Here is a 15700-nt window from a genome sequence, read left to right as displayed (position 1 = left end):
AACAGCCGACAAAAAATGCGTGCCATTTCATATTTTTATTATTTGAAAAGGACCTAAGTACTGTTTCGAATAATCAGAAAGCAAAATATATATTTCATTTCCCTTCTAAAAACTGATGATATAAGACAATAAAATAATTACCGAAACAACATGCAAAAAATGAATAATAAGTTAAGCAGCAGTAAATATTATCTAACTAACTGAATTAGAATAATTATTTCACCACCACCTTCCTGTGCAGTCCAGTTTTGTACTGTTTTCACCCAAGGAAATCTTTGTAACGGCTGAGAAATTCTTTCCTCCAAACACATTCTTACAGATAGTGTTTTATGCTAAATGAGATTGTTTTTCATTTGTAAAAATTACCGCCTTTTCCACACACTGAAGGTTGACATAGCACACACATTCCCGTATCACTTTAAGCACTGTTTAAACGATATCCGTTTTAACTACCCTATATATGAGAAGCTGAAAATACATGTTCATGATTACTCGTCTCCTTGGCCTACTACTCAACGCAAAAAATTTGCGCGGTATGCCAGTGGGCGAAAATCAGAACTGATTCAACTTCCACAGACAATAAACCCGCGCCGATGCGCGGGTTTTTTTTTATCTCCCGCAGGGCGCGAAAAATAGAGCAGACAAGGAGAAACCCATGAGCGAGCAAGTCATTATTTTCGATACCACGCTGCGTGACGGTGAACAGGCGTTACAAGCCAGCCTGAGTGTTAAAGAGAAGATTCAAATTGCAATGGCGCTGGAAAGGATGGGCGTTGACGTGATGGAAGTCGGCTTCCCTGTTTCTTCTCCGGGTGATTTCGAATCTGTACAAACTATCGCGCGCCAGATTAAAAACAGCCGCGTTTGCGGTCTGGCACGCTGCGTAGATGGTGACATCGACGCCGCCGCAGAAGCATTACGCGTTGCCGAAGCCTTCCGTATCCACGTTTTCCTGGCCACCTCGACTCTGCATATTGAATCCAAACTGAAGCGTTCGTTTGATCAGGTTCTGGAGATGGCGGTTCACTCGGTGAAACGTGCCCGTAACTATACGGATGACGTCGAATTCTCCTGCGAAGATGCGGGCCGAACGCCGCTGGATAATCTGTGCCGTGTCGTCGAAGCTGCGATCAAAGCCGGTGCGACCACCATCAATATTCCTGATACTGTCGGTTACACCACGCCGGTTCAGTTCGGCGGAATCATTACTAACTTGTATGAACGCGTGCCGAACATTGATAAAGCGATTATTTCCGTACACTGCCACGACGATCTGGGCATGGCGGTCGGCAACTCTATCGCGGCGATTCAGGCCGGTGCGCGTCAGGTAGAAGGCACGCTGAACGGTATTGGCGAACGTGCCGGGAATACCGCACTGGAAGAAGTCATCATGGCGATCCGGACCCGTTCGGATTACATGAACGTCCACACCAATATCAATCACAAAGAAATCTATCGCACCAGCCAGATTGTCAGCCAGATAACCAACATGCCGATCCCCGGCAACAAAGCGATTGTCGGCTCCAACGCCTTCGCGCACTCTTCCGGTATCCATCAGGACGGCGTGCTGAAAAATCGCGAAAACTACGAAATCATGACCCCGGAATCCATTGGTCTGAACCAGATCCAGTTGAACCTGACATCCCGCTCCGGCCGTGCCGCCGTGAAGCATCGTATGGAAGAAATGGGCTACAAAGAATCCGATTACAACATGGATCATCTGTATGCCGCGTTCCTGAAGCTGGCTGACAAAAAAGGTCAGGTTTTCGACTACGATTTAGAAGCACTGGTGTTCATTAATAAGCAGCAAGAAGAGCCAGAGTTTTACCGACTGGACAACTTCAGCGTGCAGTCCGGTTCTAAGATAACCGCCACCGCCTCGGTGAATCTGGCCTGTGGTGATGAGATCATTACCGAAGCCGCTACCGGCAATGGCCCTGTTGATGCCGTCTATCAGGCGATTAACCGCATCACTGGCTATCAAATCGAGCTGGTGAAATATCAGTTGAGCGCCAAAGGTCAGGGGCGTGATGCACTGGGACAGGTCGACGTGGTCGTCTCCTTTAATGGTCGCCGCTTCCACGGCGTGGGCCTGGCGACGGACATCGTTGAATCCTCCGCCAAAGCGATGGTGCACGTACTGAATAATATCTGGCGCAGCAAACAAGTTGAGATCGAAAAACAACGTTTGCAGCACGAAGTTCAGCAACACAACAACATTCAAAATAATCAGGAAACGGTGTGATCATGAGCAAGACCCATCATATTGCCGTCTTACCCGGAGACGGAATTGGCCCGGAAGTTATGGCCCAGGCATACAAAGTTCTGGACGCAGTACGTGCGCGTTTTGGCCTGAAAATCAGCACCAGCGAATACGACGTCGGTGGCGCAGCTATCGACAAACACGGCAGCCCGTTGCCGCCAGCGACCGTTGCCGGTTGCGAACAAGCCGATGCCATCCTGTTTGGCTCGGTGGGCGGCCCGAAATGGGAACACCTGCCGCCTAACGATCAGCCTGAGCGCGGCGCATTACTGCCGCTGCGTAAGCACTTCAAATTGTTCAGCAACCTGCGCCCTGCCCGTCTGTATCAGGGTCTGGAAGAATTCTGCCCGCTGCGTGCCGACATCGCCGCCAAAGGCTTCGACATTCTGTGCGTCCGCGAACTGACCGGCGGCATTTACTTCGGCCAGCCGAAAGGCCGCGAAGGCCAGGGTCAGCATGAGAAAGCCTTCGATACCGAGGTATATTACCGCTTTGAGATCGAACGTATTGCCCGCATCGCCTTTGAATCAGCGCGCAAACGCCGCAGCATTGTGACGTCCATCGATAAAGCCAACGTATTGCAAACGTCCATTATGTGGCGTGAAGTGGTAAACGAAATTGCGAAGGATTACCCGGACGTCAGCCTGAGCCACATGTACATCGATAACGCGACAATGCAGCTGATTAAAGATCCATCGCAGTTTGACGTACTGCTGTGCTCCAACCTGTTCGGCGACATTCTGTCAGACGAATGCGCGATGATAACCGGCTCCATGGGCATGTTGCCTTCGGCGAGCATGAACGAGCAGGCATTTGGTTTGTTCGAACCAGCGGGCGGCTCCGCACCGGATATCGCCGGTAAAAACATCGCCAACCCAATTGCCCAGATCTTGTCTGCCGCGCTGTTACTGCGTTATAGCCTGGGGGCTGATGAAGCCGCCAACGCCATCGAGCAGGCAGTGAATAAAGCGCTGGAAGCAGGCCACCGCACCGGTGATTTGGCTAACGGTCAGCAGGCGCTGGGCACCAGTGAAATGGGCGATATCATTGCCCGCTTTGTGAAAGAAGGGGCATAACATGGCGAAGACGCTGTACCAAAAATTGTATGACGCGCACGTCGTTTACGAAGTGCAAAACGAAACGCCGCTGTTGTACATCGACCGCCACCTGGTGCACGAAGTGACCTCTCCGCAGGCGTTTGACGGCCTGCGCGCGATGGGGCGTCCGGTCCGTCAGCCGGGCAAAACCTTCGCGACGATGGATCACAACGTCTCCACGCAAACCAAAGACATCAATGCCAGCGGCGAAATGGCGCGCATTCAGATGCAGGAACTGATCAAGAACTGCGCGGAATTCGGCGTACAACTGTATGACCTGAACCACCCTTTCCAGGGCATCGTTCACGTGATCGGCCCTGAGCAGGGAATGACCCTGCCGGGCATGACCATCGTTTGCGGCGATTCCCATACGGCGACGCACGGTGCGTTCGGTTCACTGGCTTTCGGTATCGGCACATCGGAAGTGGAACACGTGCTGGCAACGCAAACCCTGAAACAGGGTCGCGCTAAAACCATGAAAATCGAAGTGACTGGCGACGCGCCTGCCGGTATCACCGCCAAAGATATCGTGCTGGCGATCATCGGTAAAACCGGCAGCGCCGGCGGTACCGGTCACGTTGTTGAGTTCTGCGGTAAAGCCATCGAAGCGCTGAGCATGGAAGGTCGTATGACCCTGTGCAACATGGCGATTGAAATGGGTGCCAAGGCCGGTCTGGTCGCGCCCGACGACACCACCTTTGCGTATCTGAAAGGCCGCCAGTTCGCGCCGAAAGATCAACACTGGGACGCCGCCGTCGAGTACTGGAAAACCCTGAAAACCGATGCGGATGCCAAATTTGACAGCGTCGTGACGCTGGACGCGGCTGACATCGCACCGCAGGTCACCTGGGGTACGAACCCTGGTCAGGTCATGGGCGTGAATCAGACGATCCCAAATCCGTCCTCTTTTGCCGATCCGGTAGAACGTGCCTCCGCTGAAAAAGCGCTGGCGTATATGGATTTGCAACCGGGCATTAAACTGACCGACGTGGCGATCGATAAAGTGTTTATCGGTTCCTGTACCAACTCACGTATCGAAGATTTACGCGCGGCCGCCGCCGTCGCCAAAGGTCGCAAAGTCGCGACCGGTGTACAGGCGATTGTGGTTCCCGGCTCTGGCCCAGTAAAAGCGCAGGCCGAAGAAGAAGGTCTGGATAAGATCTTCATTGAAGCCGGTTTCGAATGGCGTCTGCCTGGCTGCTCCATGTGTCTGGCGATGAACAACGATCGTCTGGAACCGGGCGAACGTTGCGCCTCCACCAGTAACCGTAACTTCGAAGGCCGTCAGGGCCGTGGCGGACGCACGCATCTGGTCAGCCCGGCAATGGCTGCGGCGGCGGCGGTGACTGGCCGTTTCGCTGATATTCGTGAACTGAACTGAGGAAAACACCATGGCTAAATTTACCCAACACATTGGTCTGGTGGTTCCGCTGGATGCCGCTAACGTCGATACCGATGCCATCATTCCGAAACAGTTTTTGCAGAAAGTGACCCGCACCGGTTTCGGTCAACACCTGTTTAACGACTGGCGTTTTCTGGACGACGCCGGTCAGGTGCTTAACCCGGATTTCGTGCTGAATCAGCCGCGCTATAAAGGCGCGAGCATTTTACTGGCGCGTGAAAACTTTGGCTGCGGTTCTTCTCGTGAACATGCGCCGTGGGCGCTGACCGACTACGGTTTCCACGCGGTGATCGCACCAAGCTTTGCCGATATCTTTTACGGTAACTCGTTCAACAACCAGTTGCTGCCCATCACCCTGAGTGATGCAGAAATTGATGAGCTGTTCGCGCTGGTGAAAGACAATGAAGGCATCACCTTTGAAGTGGATCTCGAAGCGCAGACGGTCAAAGCCGGTGATAAAAGCTATCCGTTTGTGATCGACAGCTTCCGCCGTCACTGCATGATTAACGGTCTGGACAGCATCGGTCTGACGCTGCAACACGAAGAAAATATCTCCGCTTACGAGAAGAATCAGCCTGTGTTTATGAACTGATTGCGCCCGGCAGCAAAAAAAACCCGCGACTTTCGCGGGTTTTTCTTTTCATCTCATTCAGACGTCTTTGACTTTATACATCAGGCCTAGTGCGATAATCGCCAGCGCGGTCGCTACCCAGTACACCGGATAATGCCCGAAGCTTTCGACGATAAAGCCCTGCAATAAACCCGCGCAGATAACGCCAGTGGAAATGCTGTTGGTGAACAACGTCGTCGCTGAACCCGCACGACCCGGCATCAGATCCTGAAAATAGAGCATCCCGATACCCGCCACAATGCCGATGAAAATCGCGTTAAACAGCTGCAGGATCATCAGCGCGGCTTTGAACTGGAACAAAACCAGTCCGGCGTAGAAAACTACCCCGCTCGCCACCGCATATAACATCAGCTTGCGTTTACCGGTACGTTTGACCAGATAACCCGCGAGCAACATCGCCGGAATTTCCAGCCCTGCCGCCGTCCCCATCAGCAAGCCCGCCAGCCCTTCCGGCAAGCCCAGATCGCTGGTGATATAAAGCGGCATATCAATCACGTACATGATATTGCAGGTCCACATCAGTAAGGATGCGAAGAACAGCAAACGCACATCTTTATTGCGCCACGCGCTGACCGGCACCACTTTTTCATCCACCGGCTGCTCAACGCGCGGCACAGACGGCAGGAAAAAGACAATCATCAGGATACTGCCGACAAACACCGCGGCGGCGCTCAGGTACATCGGCGTAAACCCGTAATTAAGCGCGAGCATGAAAGAAAGCGGCGGGCCGAGAACCCACGCCAGCGAGAGCATCGCACGCATCATCGAGCTGAACATCACCACTTCGCTCGACGAACGATCCGCATGTTCACGCGCCAGCGCAAACAGCTGCGGCATTGAGGCATTACCGATCGCCGCCAGCAATACACCGACGGTGATCAGCACCAGATAGTCGCGGCTGAAGGCAAACACCAGACTGTTCCCGATGGCCATCAGGCAGCAGAAGATCAGCAGCTTACGGCGGTCGCCTTTGTTATCTGAACGGTTCGCCAGCAGAAAACTGATCGCAATCCCCGCGATAGCGTTGACGGTATAAAAGAAACCGACCCACAACGGGCGAACTTTCACTTCATTGGTCAGAAACAGGCTGAGCGTCGGCGCCTGTAACGCGCCAGCAATACCACACAGCAAGGACACCACCAGAAAGGTGACATAAATGGCATTAATACGAGGTTTCGGCATGACGTCGTCCCTGAGAAATGAATGTCTTACAAACAAGACCCCCAGTGTAGCTAAGTTTTAAGGGGTTTCGAGCGGTTCTGAAAAATGGATATAAAAAAACCAGTGAGTTACCCCACTGGCTGGTGAAATTACACCATTACTCAGAAAATCGAATTTGGTCGTGCCTGCGGGCAGAAGGTCAGATCCGCTGACGATATTGCTCCTCACTCAGCGACTCCATATCCCACTGGGTCAGCCTCGAAAGAATATCCATCCGGTAATCCACCGGCACCCAGGATAGCCAGTCAGCATGATTTTTTGCCGCATTGCGTTGAATGGCAGCGCTGCTGATAGCGGAGAAATAACGCTGATAAAAACGGGCATTCAAAGTGCATTTCATGATGACCTCCGGGTGTTCACAACAGGCTTTCGTTGAGAAACAGTATCGGAGTAATATGAGGAAAGATAAATTGATGAAGATCGTCCATGGAGTTCCTCTTTTATGATCTCACCGCGCTTACAACAACAGTTCATCCGGTTGTGGCAGTCCTGTCACGGCGAAGAAACCGAAACGACCTTGCAGGCGCTGTCCGGGATCCTGAGCTGCTCACGGCGGCACATGCGTTCGTTGCTTAGCGCCATGCAGGAACTGGGCTGGCTGACGTGGAATGCCGAAGCCGGACGCGGCAAACGCTCCAGACTGACCTTTCTTTATACCGGGCTGGCGCTCCAGCAGCAGCGCGCCGAAGAGCTTCTCGAGCAAGATAAAATAGAACAACTGGTGCAACTGGTGGGGGATAAAACGCAGGTGCGCCAGATGCTGCTGTCACAGTTAGGCCGCAGCTTCCGTCAGGGCAAACACATTCTACGCGTGCTGTATTATCGTCCGCTGTTTAACCTGTTGCCCGGCACCATGTTGCGCCGTTCTGAAACACACATCGCCCGGCAAATCTTCAGCGGTCTGACGCGCATAAATGAGGAAAAAGGGGAAGTAGAAGCCGATCTGGCCCACCACTGGCAGGAAATCACACCGCTCCACTGGCGGTTTTATCTGCGTCCGGCGATCCATTTCCATCATGGCCGTGAACTGGAGATGGCGGATATCATCGCCACATTTACCCGCCTGCAACAGAATCACCGGTTATTTAGCAATCTCGCGTCAGTTTCCTCGCCCACACCCAATGTGATCGATATCTATCTGCTGACTCCCGACCGCTGGCTGCCGTGGCTGTTTGGCAACGTTCACGCCATGATCCTGCCGCAAGAATGGCAGTCGCTGCCCAACTTTGCCCGCCATCCGGTCGGCACCGGCCCTTACGCCGTGGTGCGCAATCAGAAAACGCAGCTGCGTATCCGCGCGTTTGACGAGTATTTCGGTTTCCGCGCGCTGATAGATGAAGTGAATATCTGGGTACTCCCGGAGCTGACTGAAGATCTGGTCCATTCCGGCGTGCAGTTACAGGCAGATGAATCCGGTAAAAGCGAGCTGGAAAGCCGTCTGGAGGAAGGCTGCTATTTCTTGCTGTTCGATCAGCGTTCGCCGGTCGGCCAGCAGGATGACATCCGCGAATGGCTCTGCGAACTGCTCAGCCCGATTGCATTACTTAACGCCGCAGAACCGATTTACCAGCGCTACTGGTCGCCGGCCTACGGCCTGTTGCCACGCTGGCATCATAAAGATTCGCAGGCGCGCCCGATAAAACCGCAGGGTCTGACACACATTACGCTGACGTTTTACAGCGAGCATTCGGAGCATCACGCGATCTGTAACGCACTGCGTCCGCTGCTGGCGGCGGAAGGTATCGAACTGATTATTCAGATTGTGGATTACGCCGTCTGGCATCGGGGCGAGGTGAAAAGCGATGTGTGGCTCGGCAGCGCCAACTTCACCCTGCCGCTGGAATTCTCTCTGTTCGCGACCTTCTTCGAGCTGCCGTTAGCCGCGCACTGTTTTAGCAATGACATGAGCGAGGACGCCGCGTTATGGCACGCGGGCAAATTCTCCATGGCCGAATGGAGCCAGAAACAGGTCGGCAGCCATCACATTCATCCGCTGTTCCATCACTGGTTAGTTCTGCAAGGGCAACGCAGTATGCGCGGCGTGCGCATGAACACCCTTGGCTGGTTCGACTTTAAATCCGCCTGGTTTGCGCCCCCTGACAGTTAATCGGACTATCGCATTGCCGCGTTAATCTCTAGAATGACATCCGTTCTCAACGGGGTGCCCAACTTGTTAAAGCAGCGATGTAAACGCCGTGAGCAAGCTTGGCTGAGATTTAGACCCGTCGAACCTGATCCGGTTGATACCGGCGGAGGGATTTGAGACTGTGCCTCGCTCACTCAAAATCCTTTGCCCCTTTATTTTTTTGGAGCGCAAAGTTGAAAAAATTACTGCCCTGCCTGCTGTTACTGTCTGCCCCGGCCTTCGCGGCCAAACCGGTCCTGACGGTTTATACCTACGACTCATTTTCTGCCGACTGGGGCCCCGGCCCTGCTATCAAAAAAGCCTTTGAAGCCCAATGCGGCTGCGAACTGAAATACGTCGCGCTGGAAGACGGTGTGTCGTTGCTCAACCGTCTGCGGATGGAAGGCAAAAATAGCAAAGCGGACGTGGTGCTCGGTCTGGATAACAATCTGCTACAGGCCGCAGAGCAAACGGGGCTTTTCGCCCAGGCACCGAAAACCGATGCCAAACTGACCGTACCCGGCGGCTGGGATAACAGTACATTCGTGCCTTACGACTATGGCTATTTCGCGTTCGTCTACGACAAAAACAAACTAAAAAATCCGCCGAAAAGTCTTGATGAGCTGATCAACAGCGATCAGAACTGGAAAGTGATCTACGAAGATCCGCGCACCAGCACGCCGGGTCTGGGCCTGATGCTGTGGATGCAAAAAGTCTATGGCGATAAAGCGCCGCAAGAATGGCAGAAGCTGGCGAAGAAAACCGTCACCGTCACTAAAGGCTGGAGCGAGGCCTACGGCTTATTCCTCAAGGGTGAAAGCGATCTGGTACTGAGTTACACCACCTCTCCGGCCTATCACATTGTCGAAGAGAAGAAGGATAACTACGCGGCGGCCAATTTCACCGAAGGTCATTACATGCAGGTGGAAGTGGCGGGCCAGCTGGCAAACAGCAAGCAACCGAAGCTGGCTGAACAGTTTATGAAATTCGTCACTACCGACGATTTCCAGAAAGTGATCCCGACCGGTAACTGGATGTATCCGGTGATCGCCACACCGCTGCCTGACGCCTTTAATCAACTGAAGGTGCCGGCGAAATCCCTGCAATACAGCGCGCAGGATGTCGCTACTCACCGCACAGAATGGATCCAGGCATGGCAGAACGCCGTCAGCCGTTGATCCCGCGCTGGCTGTGGCCAGGCGCGGTGGCCTCGCTGGCGATGTTGCTGGTGGCTGCGCTGGCACTTGGCTCTCTGTGGCGTCATGCGCCGCAGATGAGTGGCGCCTCGCTCTGGCAGGATCCCTATCTCTGGCATGTGATCCGTTTTACCTTCTGGCAGGCGCTGCTTTCGGCGCTCTGCTCGGTGCTGCCCGCGATTTTGCTGGCGCGGGCGCTGTTCCGCCGTCGTTTTCCCGGCCGTCAGTTACTACTTCGTTTATGTGCCATGACGCTGGTGCTGCCGGTGCTGGTGGCCGTGTTTGGTATTCTCAGCGTCTACGGCAGACAAGGCTGGCTGGCGCAGCTGTGCGGCTGGCTCGGTGTGGATTATCATTTTTCACCCTACGGCTTACAGGGCATCTTGCTGGCGCATATTTTCTTCAATCTGCCGCTCGCCACCCGCCTGTTGTTGCAGGCGCTGGAGAATATCGCCGTCGAACAACGCCAGCTCGCTGCGCAACTGGGAATGAACGCGTGGCAGCAGTTCCGCTTTGTCGAATGGCCCGCCCTGCGCCGCCAGATTTTCCCTGCCGCGGCGCTGATCTTCATGCTGTGCTTTGCCAGCTTCGCCACCGTGCTGTCTCTCGGCGGAGGGCCGCAGGCGACCACTATTGAACTGGCTATTTATCAGGCGCTCAGTTATGACTACGATTTAGGACGGGCCGCCACGCTGGCGCTGATCCAGCTGTTCTGCTGTCTGGCGCTGGTGTTGCTGAGCCAGAAACTCAGTCAGGCGCTGCCGGTCGGACAAACGCACGCTCAGCGCTGGCGTAATCCTGATGATTCCCTGCCGCGCCGCCTCGCCGACGGCGTGCTGATCGGCCTTGCCCTGCTGCTGATCCTGCCGCCGCTGCTGGCAGTCATTTTTGATGGTGTGAATCGCGCCGCCGTCAGCGTTCTGCAACAGGCCGCGCTCTGGCAGGCGTTGTGGACGTCAGTGCGGATTGCACTGGGCAGCGGATTGCTTTGTGTACTGCTGACCATGATGTTGCTGTGGAGCAGCCGCGAACTGCGTTTGCGCAAGCTTAACGGCTGGGCACAGACGATGGATCTCAGCGGTATGCTGATCCTCGCGATGCCGGGCATCGTGCTGGCGACCGGATTTTTCCTGCTGCTCGGCGATACGACCGGTTTACCGCAATCGCCCTGGCCGCTGGTGATCCTCACCAATGCGCTGATGGCGGTGCCTTATGCGTTAAAAGTGCTGGATAACCCAATGCGCGACGTGGCCGAACGCTACAACCCGCTATGCCTTTCGCTGAATATGCACGGCTGGCAGCGGCTGCGCCGGGTGGAACTGGGTGCGCTGAAACGCCCTATTGCCCAGGCGCTGGCGTTTGCCTGCGTGCTGTCACTGGGGGATTTCGGCGTGATCGCATTGTTCGGCAACGAGAATTTTCGCACGCTGCCGTTTTATTTGTATCAGCAGATCGGTTCCTACCGCAGTCAGGACGGCGCGGTAACCGCACTGTTATTACTGCTGCTGTGCTTCCTGTTATTTACCCTGATCGAGAAACTGCCGGGCCGCCATGCTGACGCTGAATAAACTGACTTATCTGTACGAGCATCTGCCGATGCGCTTTGATTTACGCATCGGCTCGGGCGAACGCGTGGCAATCCTCGGCCCGAGCGGTGCGGGGAAAAGTACCATGCTGAGCCTGGTTGCCGGTTTTCTCGCGCCAGTGAGCGGACAGATCTTGCTCAACGGCGACGATCACAGCGTGACACCGCCGGCCAGACGTCCGGTGTCGATGCTGTTTCAGGAGAACAATCTGTTCTCGCATCTGACCGTGCGTCAGAACATGGGGCTGGGGTTACATCCGGGGCTAAAACTCAGCGCGCAGCAAAAGCGGGATTTGGAGGAGATTGCCCGACAGGTCGGGCTGAGCGATTGTCTGGATCGTCTGCCGTCGCAGCTTTCCGGCGGTCAGCGGCAGCGGGTGGCGCTGGCGCGCTGTCTGTTGCGCAGCCAGCCAATTTTGCTGCTCGACGAACCTTTCTCGGCGCTCGATCCGGCGCTGCGCAGTGAAATGCTGAACTTACTGGATAAGGTCTGCGGGCAGCGTAATCTGACGCTGCTGATGGTGTCGCATAATTTGGATGACGCGGCGCGGATTGCTCCGCGCACGCTGCTGGTGGTCGATGGCAGAATTTTCTACGACGGGCCGACGCAGGCGCTGGTGGACGGCAGCGCGCCGGAAGCCAAAGTGTTAGGCATCAGCCCGATCAGCGGGTGATCACTTTCCACAACAGATGGCCGTAAACCGGCATCATCGGCTGCTTGCTGAGCATCACAATGCTGACCACCGTCGCCACCACGCTCAGCACGCACACCACTTTTAATCGCGTCAGCGGCAACCATTTGGTCATCATGTCCGGCGAGCCCTTACCGGCGCGGAACCAGCGCCACGCCAGCCAGGCAGTGAGCCAGATCAGCATCACACTGATAAACAGCATCCATTTGAATACGCCGCTGTTATGGCTGGCGGGGATGTCGATGGCGACACCCGCCAGGATCCCCGGCAGGAAATACACCGGCGGCCAGGTGATACAGCCGACAATATTCGGCGGCGCAAACTTATACGGCGGCAGATTAAGCATACCGGCGACCAGCGGCACCAGCGGGCGCGTCGGGCCGATAAAGCGTCCTAAAATCACCGTGGCAAAACTGTGGCGATCGAGGGCGTAACCGGTTTTATCCAGTAAGGACTGATAGCGCTGAAGGAAACGCCAGCGGTGCAGCGGTTCTTTGAATCCACGTCCGATAAAATAAGATGCCCAGTCGCCGAGGAAACAGCCGAGTCCGGCCGCCAGCCAGGCTTCGTACAGGCCGACCTGACCGCTGCCGATCAGCGTTCCGAGCGTGGCCATCATCACCGTGCCGGGCAGGATCAGCCCGACCAACGCCAGCGATTCGAAAAATGCCACGACAGCGACGATAATTAAAGCAAAGCCCACCGACTGAGCGACCAGATGTTGTAGATAGGCTTCCATAAATTCCCAGTATTCAGTTACGCGAATTGCGCAGATAAATGAGACAAATGTGAGTTTTTTGCATTCTCATTGTAGTCAAAACATTAAGCGGCTGAATTGTCAGCGCATGAACTTTTACAGTCAACCGCGTAATTGTATGCGTATTTGGCTGAGCCCTAAGTCATGGACAAAGACTGTATAAATAACCATACTCTGTTTTTAGTGATCTTCTGTTTCCCCCTGTCGTTTCGAGGCGCTTATTAACTCCCCAACCGCACGTTCCTCTTCTGCCCCCGCTGATGCCGCACCGCGTCAGGGTTTTGTGCTAACCCGCCACTGGCGCGACACACAGCGTGGTACCGAGGTGGAATTGTGGCTGGCGACGGACGAGGGGGCGCAAAAAGTTCGCCTGCCGTTGCAGGAGTCCGTGGCGTTTATTCCGGCGGAACAAAAGGCTCAGGCCGAACGAATTCTGGCCGATGAAAAAAATATCAGCTTGCGCGCATTGCCGATGCAGGATTTCCATTCGCGGCCCGTTCTCGGCCTGTATTGCCCGCAGCATCGCCAGCTGATGCGTATCGAAAAGCTGCTGAAAGAGGCCGGCGTTCAGGTTTATGAAGCAGATATCCGCCCGCCGGAACGTTTTCTGATGGAGCGTTATATCACCGCGCCGGTCTGGTTCAGCGGGAAACCGGGGCCGGGCAATCTGCTGCTCGATACAAAAATGAAGCCTGCCGAAGGCTACCGCCCGCCGATGAAGCTCTGTTCGCTGGATATCGAAACCAGCGGTAACGGCGAGCTCTACTGCATCGGGCTGGAAGGCTGCGGGCAGCGCCACGTCTATATGCTCGGGCCGCCAAACGGTGACCCGGAAAGTCAGTTCGATTTTCATCTGGAATACGTCGACAGCCGCCCGCAGCTGCTGCAAAAGCTAAATGAATGGCTGGAACGGTACGATCCGGACGCCATCATCGGCTGGAACGTGGTGCAGTTTGATCTGCGCGTACTGCAAAAACACGCGGAGCGTTACAAGATCCCGTTGCGGTTTGGTCGCGACGGCGGCGAGCTGGAATGGCGTGAGCATGGTTTCAAACAGGGGCACTTTTTTGCCGCCGCCGCCGGACGGCTGATCATCGACGGCATCGAAGCCCTGAAGTCCGCATTCTGGAACTTCAATTCATTTAGCCTCGAATTCGTGTCGCAAAGTTTGCTGGGCGAGGGGAAATCCAGCGACAGCCCTTATCAGCGGCTGGCGGAAATCGAACAGCGATTTCGTGAAGATAAACCTGCGCTGGCCCGCTACAACCTGAAAGACTGCGAACTGGTCACCCGCATTTTTGCTAAAACGGAGCTGATGCCGTTCCTGCTCGAACGTGCCTCAGTCACCGGTCTGGCGGTCGATCGCAGCGGCGGTTCGGTGGCAGCATTCACTCATCTTTATTTACCACGGATGCACCGCGCCGGTTATGTCGCGCCCAATCTGGGCGAGCTGGAGGGCGAAATGAGCCCCGGCGGATTTGTGATGGATTCGCGCCCCGGTTTGTACGACTCGGTGCTGGTGCTCGATTATAAAAGCCTGTACCCGTCGATTATCCGCACCTTCCTGATCGACCCGGTCGGGCTGGTCGCCGGGCTGGCGCAACCAGACGATGAACACTCGGTGCCTGGCTACCGCAACGCGCGATTCTCGCGCGAAAAGCATTGCCTGCCGGAGATCGTCCGTCAGATCTGGCAGGGGCGTGAAGCCGCTAAACAGCAGAAAAATAAACCGCTGTCTCAGGCGCTGAAGATCATCATGAATGCCTTTTACGGCGTGCTCGGGTCGAGCGGTTGCCGGTTCTTTGATCCGCGTCTGGCATCATCAATTACGCTGCGCGGCCACGATATCATGCGTCAGACCCGCGAACTGATTGAGGCCGAAGGCTATCAGGTGATTTACGGCGACACCGATTCCACCTTCGTCTGGCTGAATAAAGCGCACAGTCAGGAAGAGGCCGACGTGATTGGACGTCATCTGGTTGAACGGGTAAATATCTGGTGGAAAGATCATTTACAGCAGCAATACGGGCTGGAAAGCGCGCTGGAACTGGAGTTTGAAACACACTACCAGCGCTTTCTGATGCCGACCATTCGCGGTTCGGAAACGGGCAGTAAAAAACGCTACGCCGGGCTGGTGAAAGACGCCGACGGCGAGCACATCGTCTATAAAGGTCTGGAAACCGTGCGCACAGACTGGACACCGCTCGCGCAGCTCTTTCAGCAGGAACTCTATCAGCGGATTTTCCACCGTCAGCCTTATCAGGATTATGTCCGTGACTACGTGGCCAGCACGCTGAATGGTGAGTTTGATGATAAACTGGTCTATCGCAAACGCCTGCGCCGTAAGCTCAGCGACTATGAGAAAAACGTGCCGCCGCACGTTCGCGCGGCGCGGTTAGCCGACGAATACAACGCGCTGCACGGGCGGGCGAAGCAGTACCAGAACGGCGGCTGGATAAGCTATGTGATGACCACCTCCGGGCCGGAACCGCTGGAGAACCGCCTTTCTCCTATCGATTATGATCACTACATTGAACGCCAGCTGGAGCCGGTCGCTGACGGCATTTTGCCTTTCCTGCACGACGATTTTGCTACACTTATAACAGGTCAGATGGGACTGTTTTAAACAAAAGTTGGCGCAGGTCCGGTGATTCGCAGGTGACGAATCGCTTACCTTCCATTACCATAGCGCCCTTTCCCATTTCTGAATCATCCTCACACAGTGAAACAC

General features: G+C 55.0%; 12 protein-coding genes and 1 riboswitch. Of the genes, 9 read left to right on the top strand and 3 right to left on the bottom strand.

The features are described from left to right. The first annotated feature begins 655 nt into the window (after window positions 1–655). The 4 genes from leuA to leuD are packed head-to-tail and all read left to right on the top strand — an operon-like array spanning window position 656 to window position 5354. Entirely contained in the window at window positions 656–2245 is a 1590-nt protein-coding gene (gene leuA, locus ACMHLI_RS00670; RefSeq protein ID WP_112168723.1) for a 2-isopropylmalate synthase, read from the top strand. 2 nt (window positions 2246–2247) lie between these two features. Continuing rightward, window positions 2248–3339 (top strand): 3-isopropylmalate dehydrogenase, encoded by a 1092-nt coding sequence (leuB, locus tag ACMHLI_RS00665; protein ID WP_413527816.1) that lies wholly within the window; start codon window positions 2248–2250, stop codon window positions 3337–3339. A 1-nt stretch (window position 3340) separates the two neighbouring features. After that, window positions 3341–4741 carry a 3-isopropylmalate dehydratase large subunit gene (gene leuC, locus ACMHLI_RS00660; protein WP_413527815.1) on the top strand — a complete coding sequence of 467 codons (1401 nt, stop codon included), beginning with the start codon at window positions 3341–3343 and terminating at the stop codon, window positions 4739–4741. A gap of 10 nt (window positions 4742–4751) precedes the next feature. Next, the gene (leuD, locus tag ACMHLI_RS00655) at window positions 4752–5354 is read left to right on the top strand and encodes a 3-isopropylmalate dehydratase small subunit (protein WP_413527814.1); all 603 of its coding nucleotides are present in this window, start codon (window positions 4752–4754) and stop codon (window positions 5352–5354) included. A 57-nt stretch (window positions 5355–5411) separates the two neighbouring features. On the opposite strand, the gene ACMHLI_RS00650 is transcribed toward leuD, so the two are convergent. Together ACMHLI_RS00650 and sgrT are read right to left on the bottom strand one after the other, a co-directional pair. After that, window positions 5412–6575, bottom strand: coding sequence for an MFS transporter (locus tag ACMHLI_RS00650; protein ID WP_413527813.1), 1164 nt, complete (start codon window positions 6573–6575; stop codon window positions 5412–5414). A gap of 178 nt (window positions 6576–6753) precedes the next feature. After that, on the bottom strand, window positions 6754–6954 hold the full coding sequence (gene sgrT / locus ACMHLI_RS00645) for a glucose uptake inhibitor SgrT (protein WP_413527812.1): 201 nt from the start codon (window positions 6952–6954) through the stop codon (window positions 6754–6756). 102 nt (window positions 6955–7056) lie between these two features. On the opposite strand from sgrT, the gene sgrR reads away from it, so the two are divergent. From sgrR to thiQ, 4 genes are all read left to right on the top strand, one after another. Next, entirely contained in the window at window positions 7057–8721 is a 1665-nt protein-coding gene (gene sgrR, locus ACMHLI_RS00640; protein ID WP_413527811.1) for an HTH-type transcriptional regulator SgrR, read from the top strand. Between the two features lie 40 nt (window positions 8722–8761). Next, window positions 8762–8890, top strand: a riboswitch (TPP riboswitch). Window positions 8891–8933: 43 nt separating this feature from the next. Further along, a complete protein-coding gene (thiB, locus tag ACMHLI_RS00635) occupies window positions 8934–9917 on the top strand; it encodes a thiamine ABC transporter substrate binding subunit (RefSeq protein WP_413527810.1) in 984 nt (327 codons plus the stop codon). Further along, window positions 9893–11503: a thiamine/thiamine pyrophosphate ABC transporter permease ThiP gene (gene thiP / locus ACMHLI_RS00630; protein WP_413527809.1), complete on the top strand. Its 1611-nt coding sequence runs from the start codon at window positions 9893–9895 to the stop codon at window positions 11501–11503. Before thiB ends, thiP begins: the two co-directional genes overlap by 25 nt. After that, window positions 11487–12194, top strand: a complete 708-nt coding sequence (gene thiQ / locus ACMHLI_RS00625) for a thiamine ABC transporter ATP-binding protein ThiQ (protein WP_413527808.1) — start codon at window positions 11487–11489, stop codon at window positions 12192–12194. Before thiP ends, thiQ begins: the two co-directional genes overlap by 17 nt. On the opposite strand, the gene ACMHLI_RS00620 is transcribed toward thiQ, so the two are convergent. Beyond that, window positions 12184–12951: a DedA family protein gene (locus ACMHLI_RS00620; protein WP_413527807.1), complete on the bottom strand. Its 768-nt coding sequence runs from the start codon at window positions 12949–12951 to the stop codon at window positions 12184–12186. The two genes, thiQ and ACMHLI_RS00620, sit on opposite strands and share 11 nt — an antisense overlap. A 238-nt stretch (window positions 12952–13189) precedes the next feature. Between ACMHLI_RS00620 and ACMHLI_RS00615 the strand changes: the two genes are divergently transcribed. After that, window positions 13190–15595 (top strand): DNA polymerase II, encoded by a 2406-nt coding sequence (locus ACMHLI_RS00615; RefSeq protein ID WP_413527960.1) that lies wholly within the window; start codon window positions 13190–13192, stop codon window positions 15593–15595. Window positions 15596–15700 lie beyond the last annotated feature (105 nt).

This window comes from Rahnella inusitata (assembly GCF_965118895.1).
Classification (GTDB): domain Bacteria; phylum Pseudomonadota; class Gammaproteobacteria; order Enterobacterales; family Enterobacteriaceae; genus Rahnella; species Rahnella inusitata_A.
The sequence above is the reverse complement of the archived record's forward strand: the minus strand, read 5'-3'. Positions and strand labels throughout refer to the sequence as shown.

Coding starts and splice junctions, on each gene's coding strand:
- leuA (WP_112168723.1), top strand. CDS start 656: ATGAGCGAGCAAGTCATTATTTTCGATACCACGCTGCGTGACGGTGAA.
- leuB (WP_413527816.1), top strand. CDS start 2,248: ATGAGCAAGACCCATCATATTGCCGTCTTACCCGGAGACGGAATTGGC.
- leuC (WP_413527815.1), top strand. CDS start 3,341: ATGGCGAAGACGCTGTACCAAAAATTGTATGACGCGCACGTCGTTTAC.
- leuD (WP_413527814.1), top strand. CDS start 4,752: ATGGCTAAATTTACCCAACACATTGGTCTGGTGGTTCCGCTGGATGCC.
- ACMHLI_RS00650 (WP_413527813.1), bottom strand. CDS start 6,575: ATGCCGAAACCTCGTATTAATGCCATTTATGTCACCTTTCTGGTGGTG.
- sgrT (WP_413527812.1), bottom strand. CDS start 6,954: ATGAAATGCACTTTGAATGCCCGTTTTTATCAGCGTTATTTCTCCGCT.
- sgrR (WP_413527811.1), top strand. CDS start 7,057: ATGATCTCACCGCGCTTACAACAACAGTTCATCCGGTTGTGGCAGTCC.
- thiP (WP_413527809.1), top strand. CDS start 9,893: ATGGCAGAACGCCGTCAGCCGTTGATCCCGCGCTGGCTGTGGCCAGGC.
- thiQ (WP_413527808.1), top strand. CDS start 11,487: ATGCTGACGCTGAATAAACTGACTTATCTGTACGAGCATCTGCCGATG.
- ACMHLI_RS00620 (WP_413527807.1), bottom strand. CDS start 12,951: ATGGAAGCCTATCTACAACATCTGGTCGCTCAGTCGGTGGGCTTTGCT.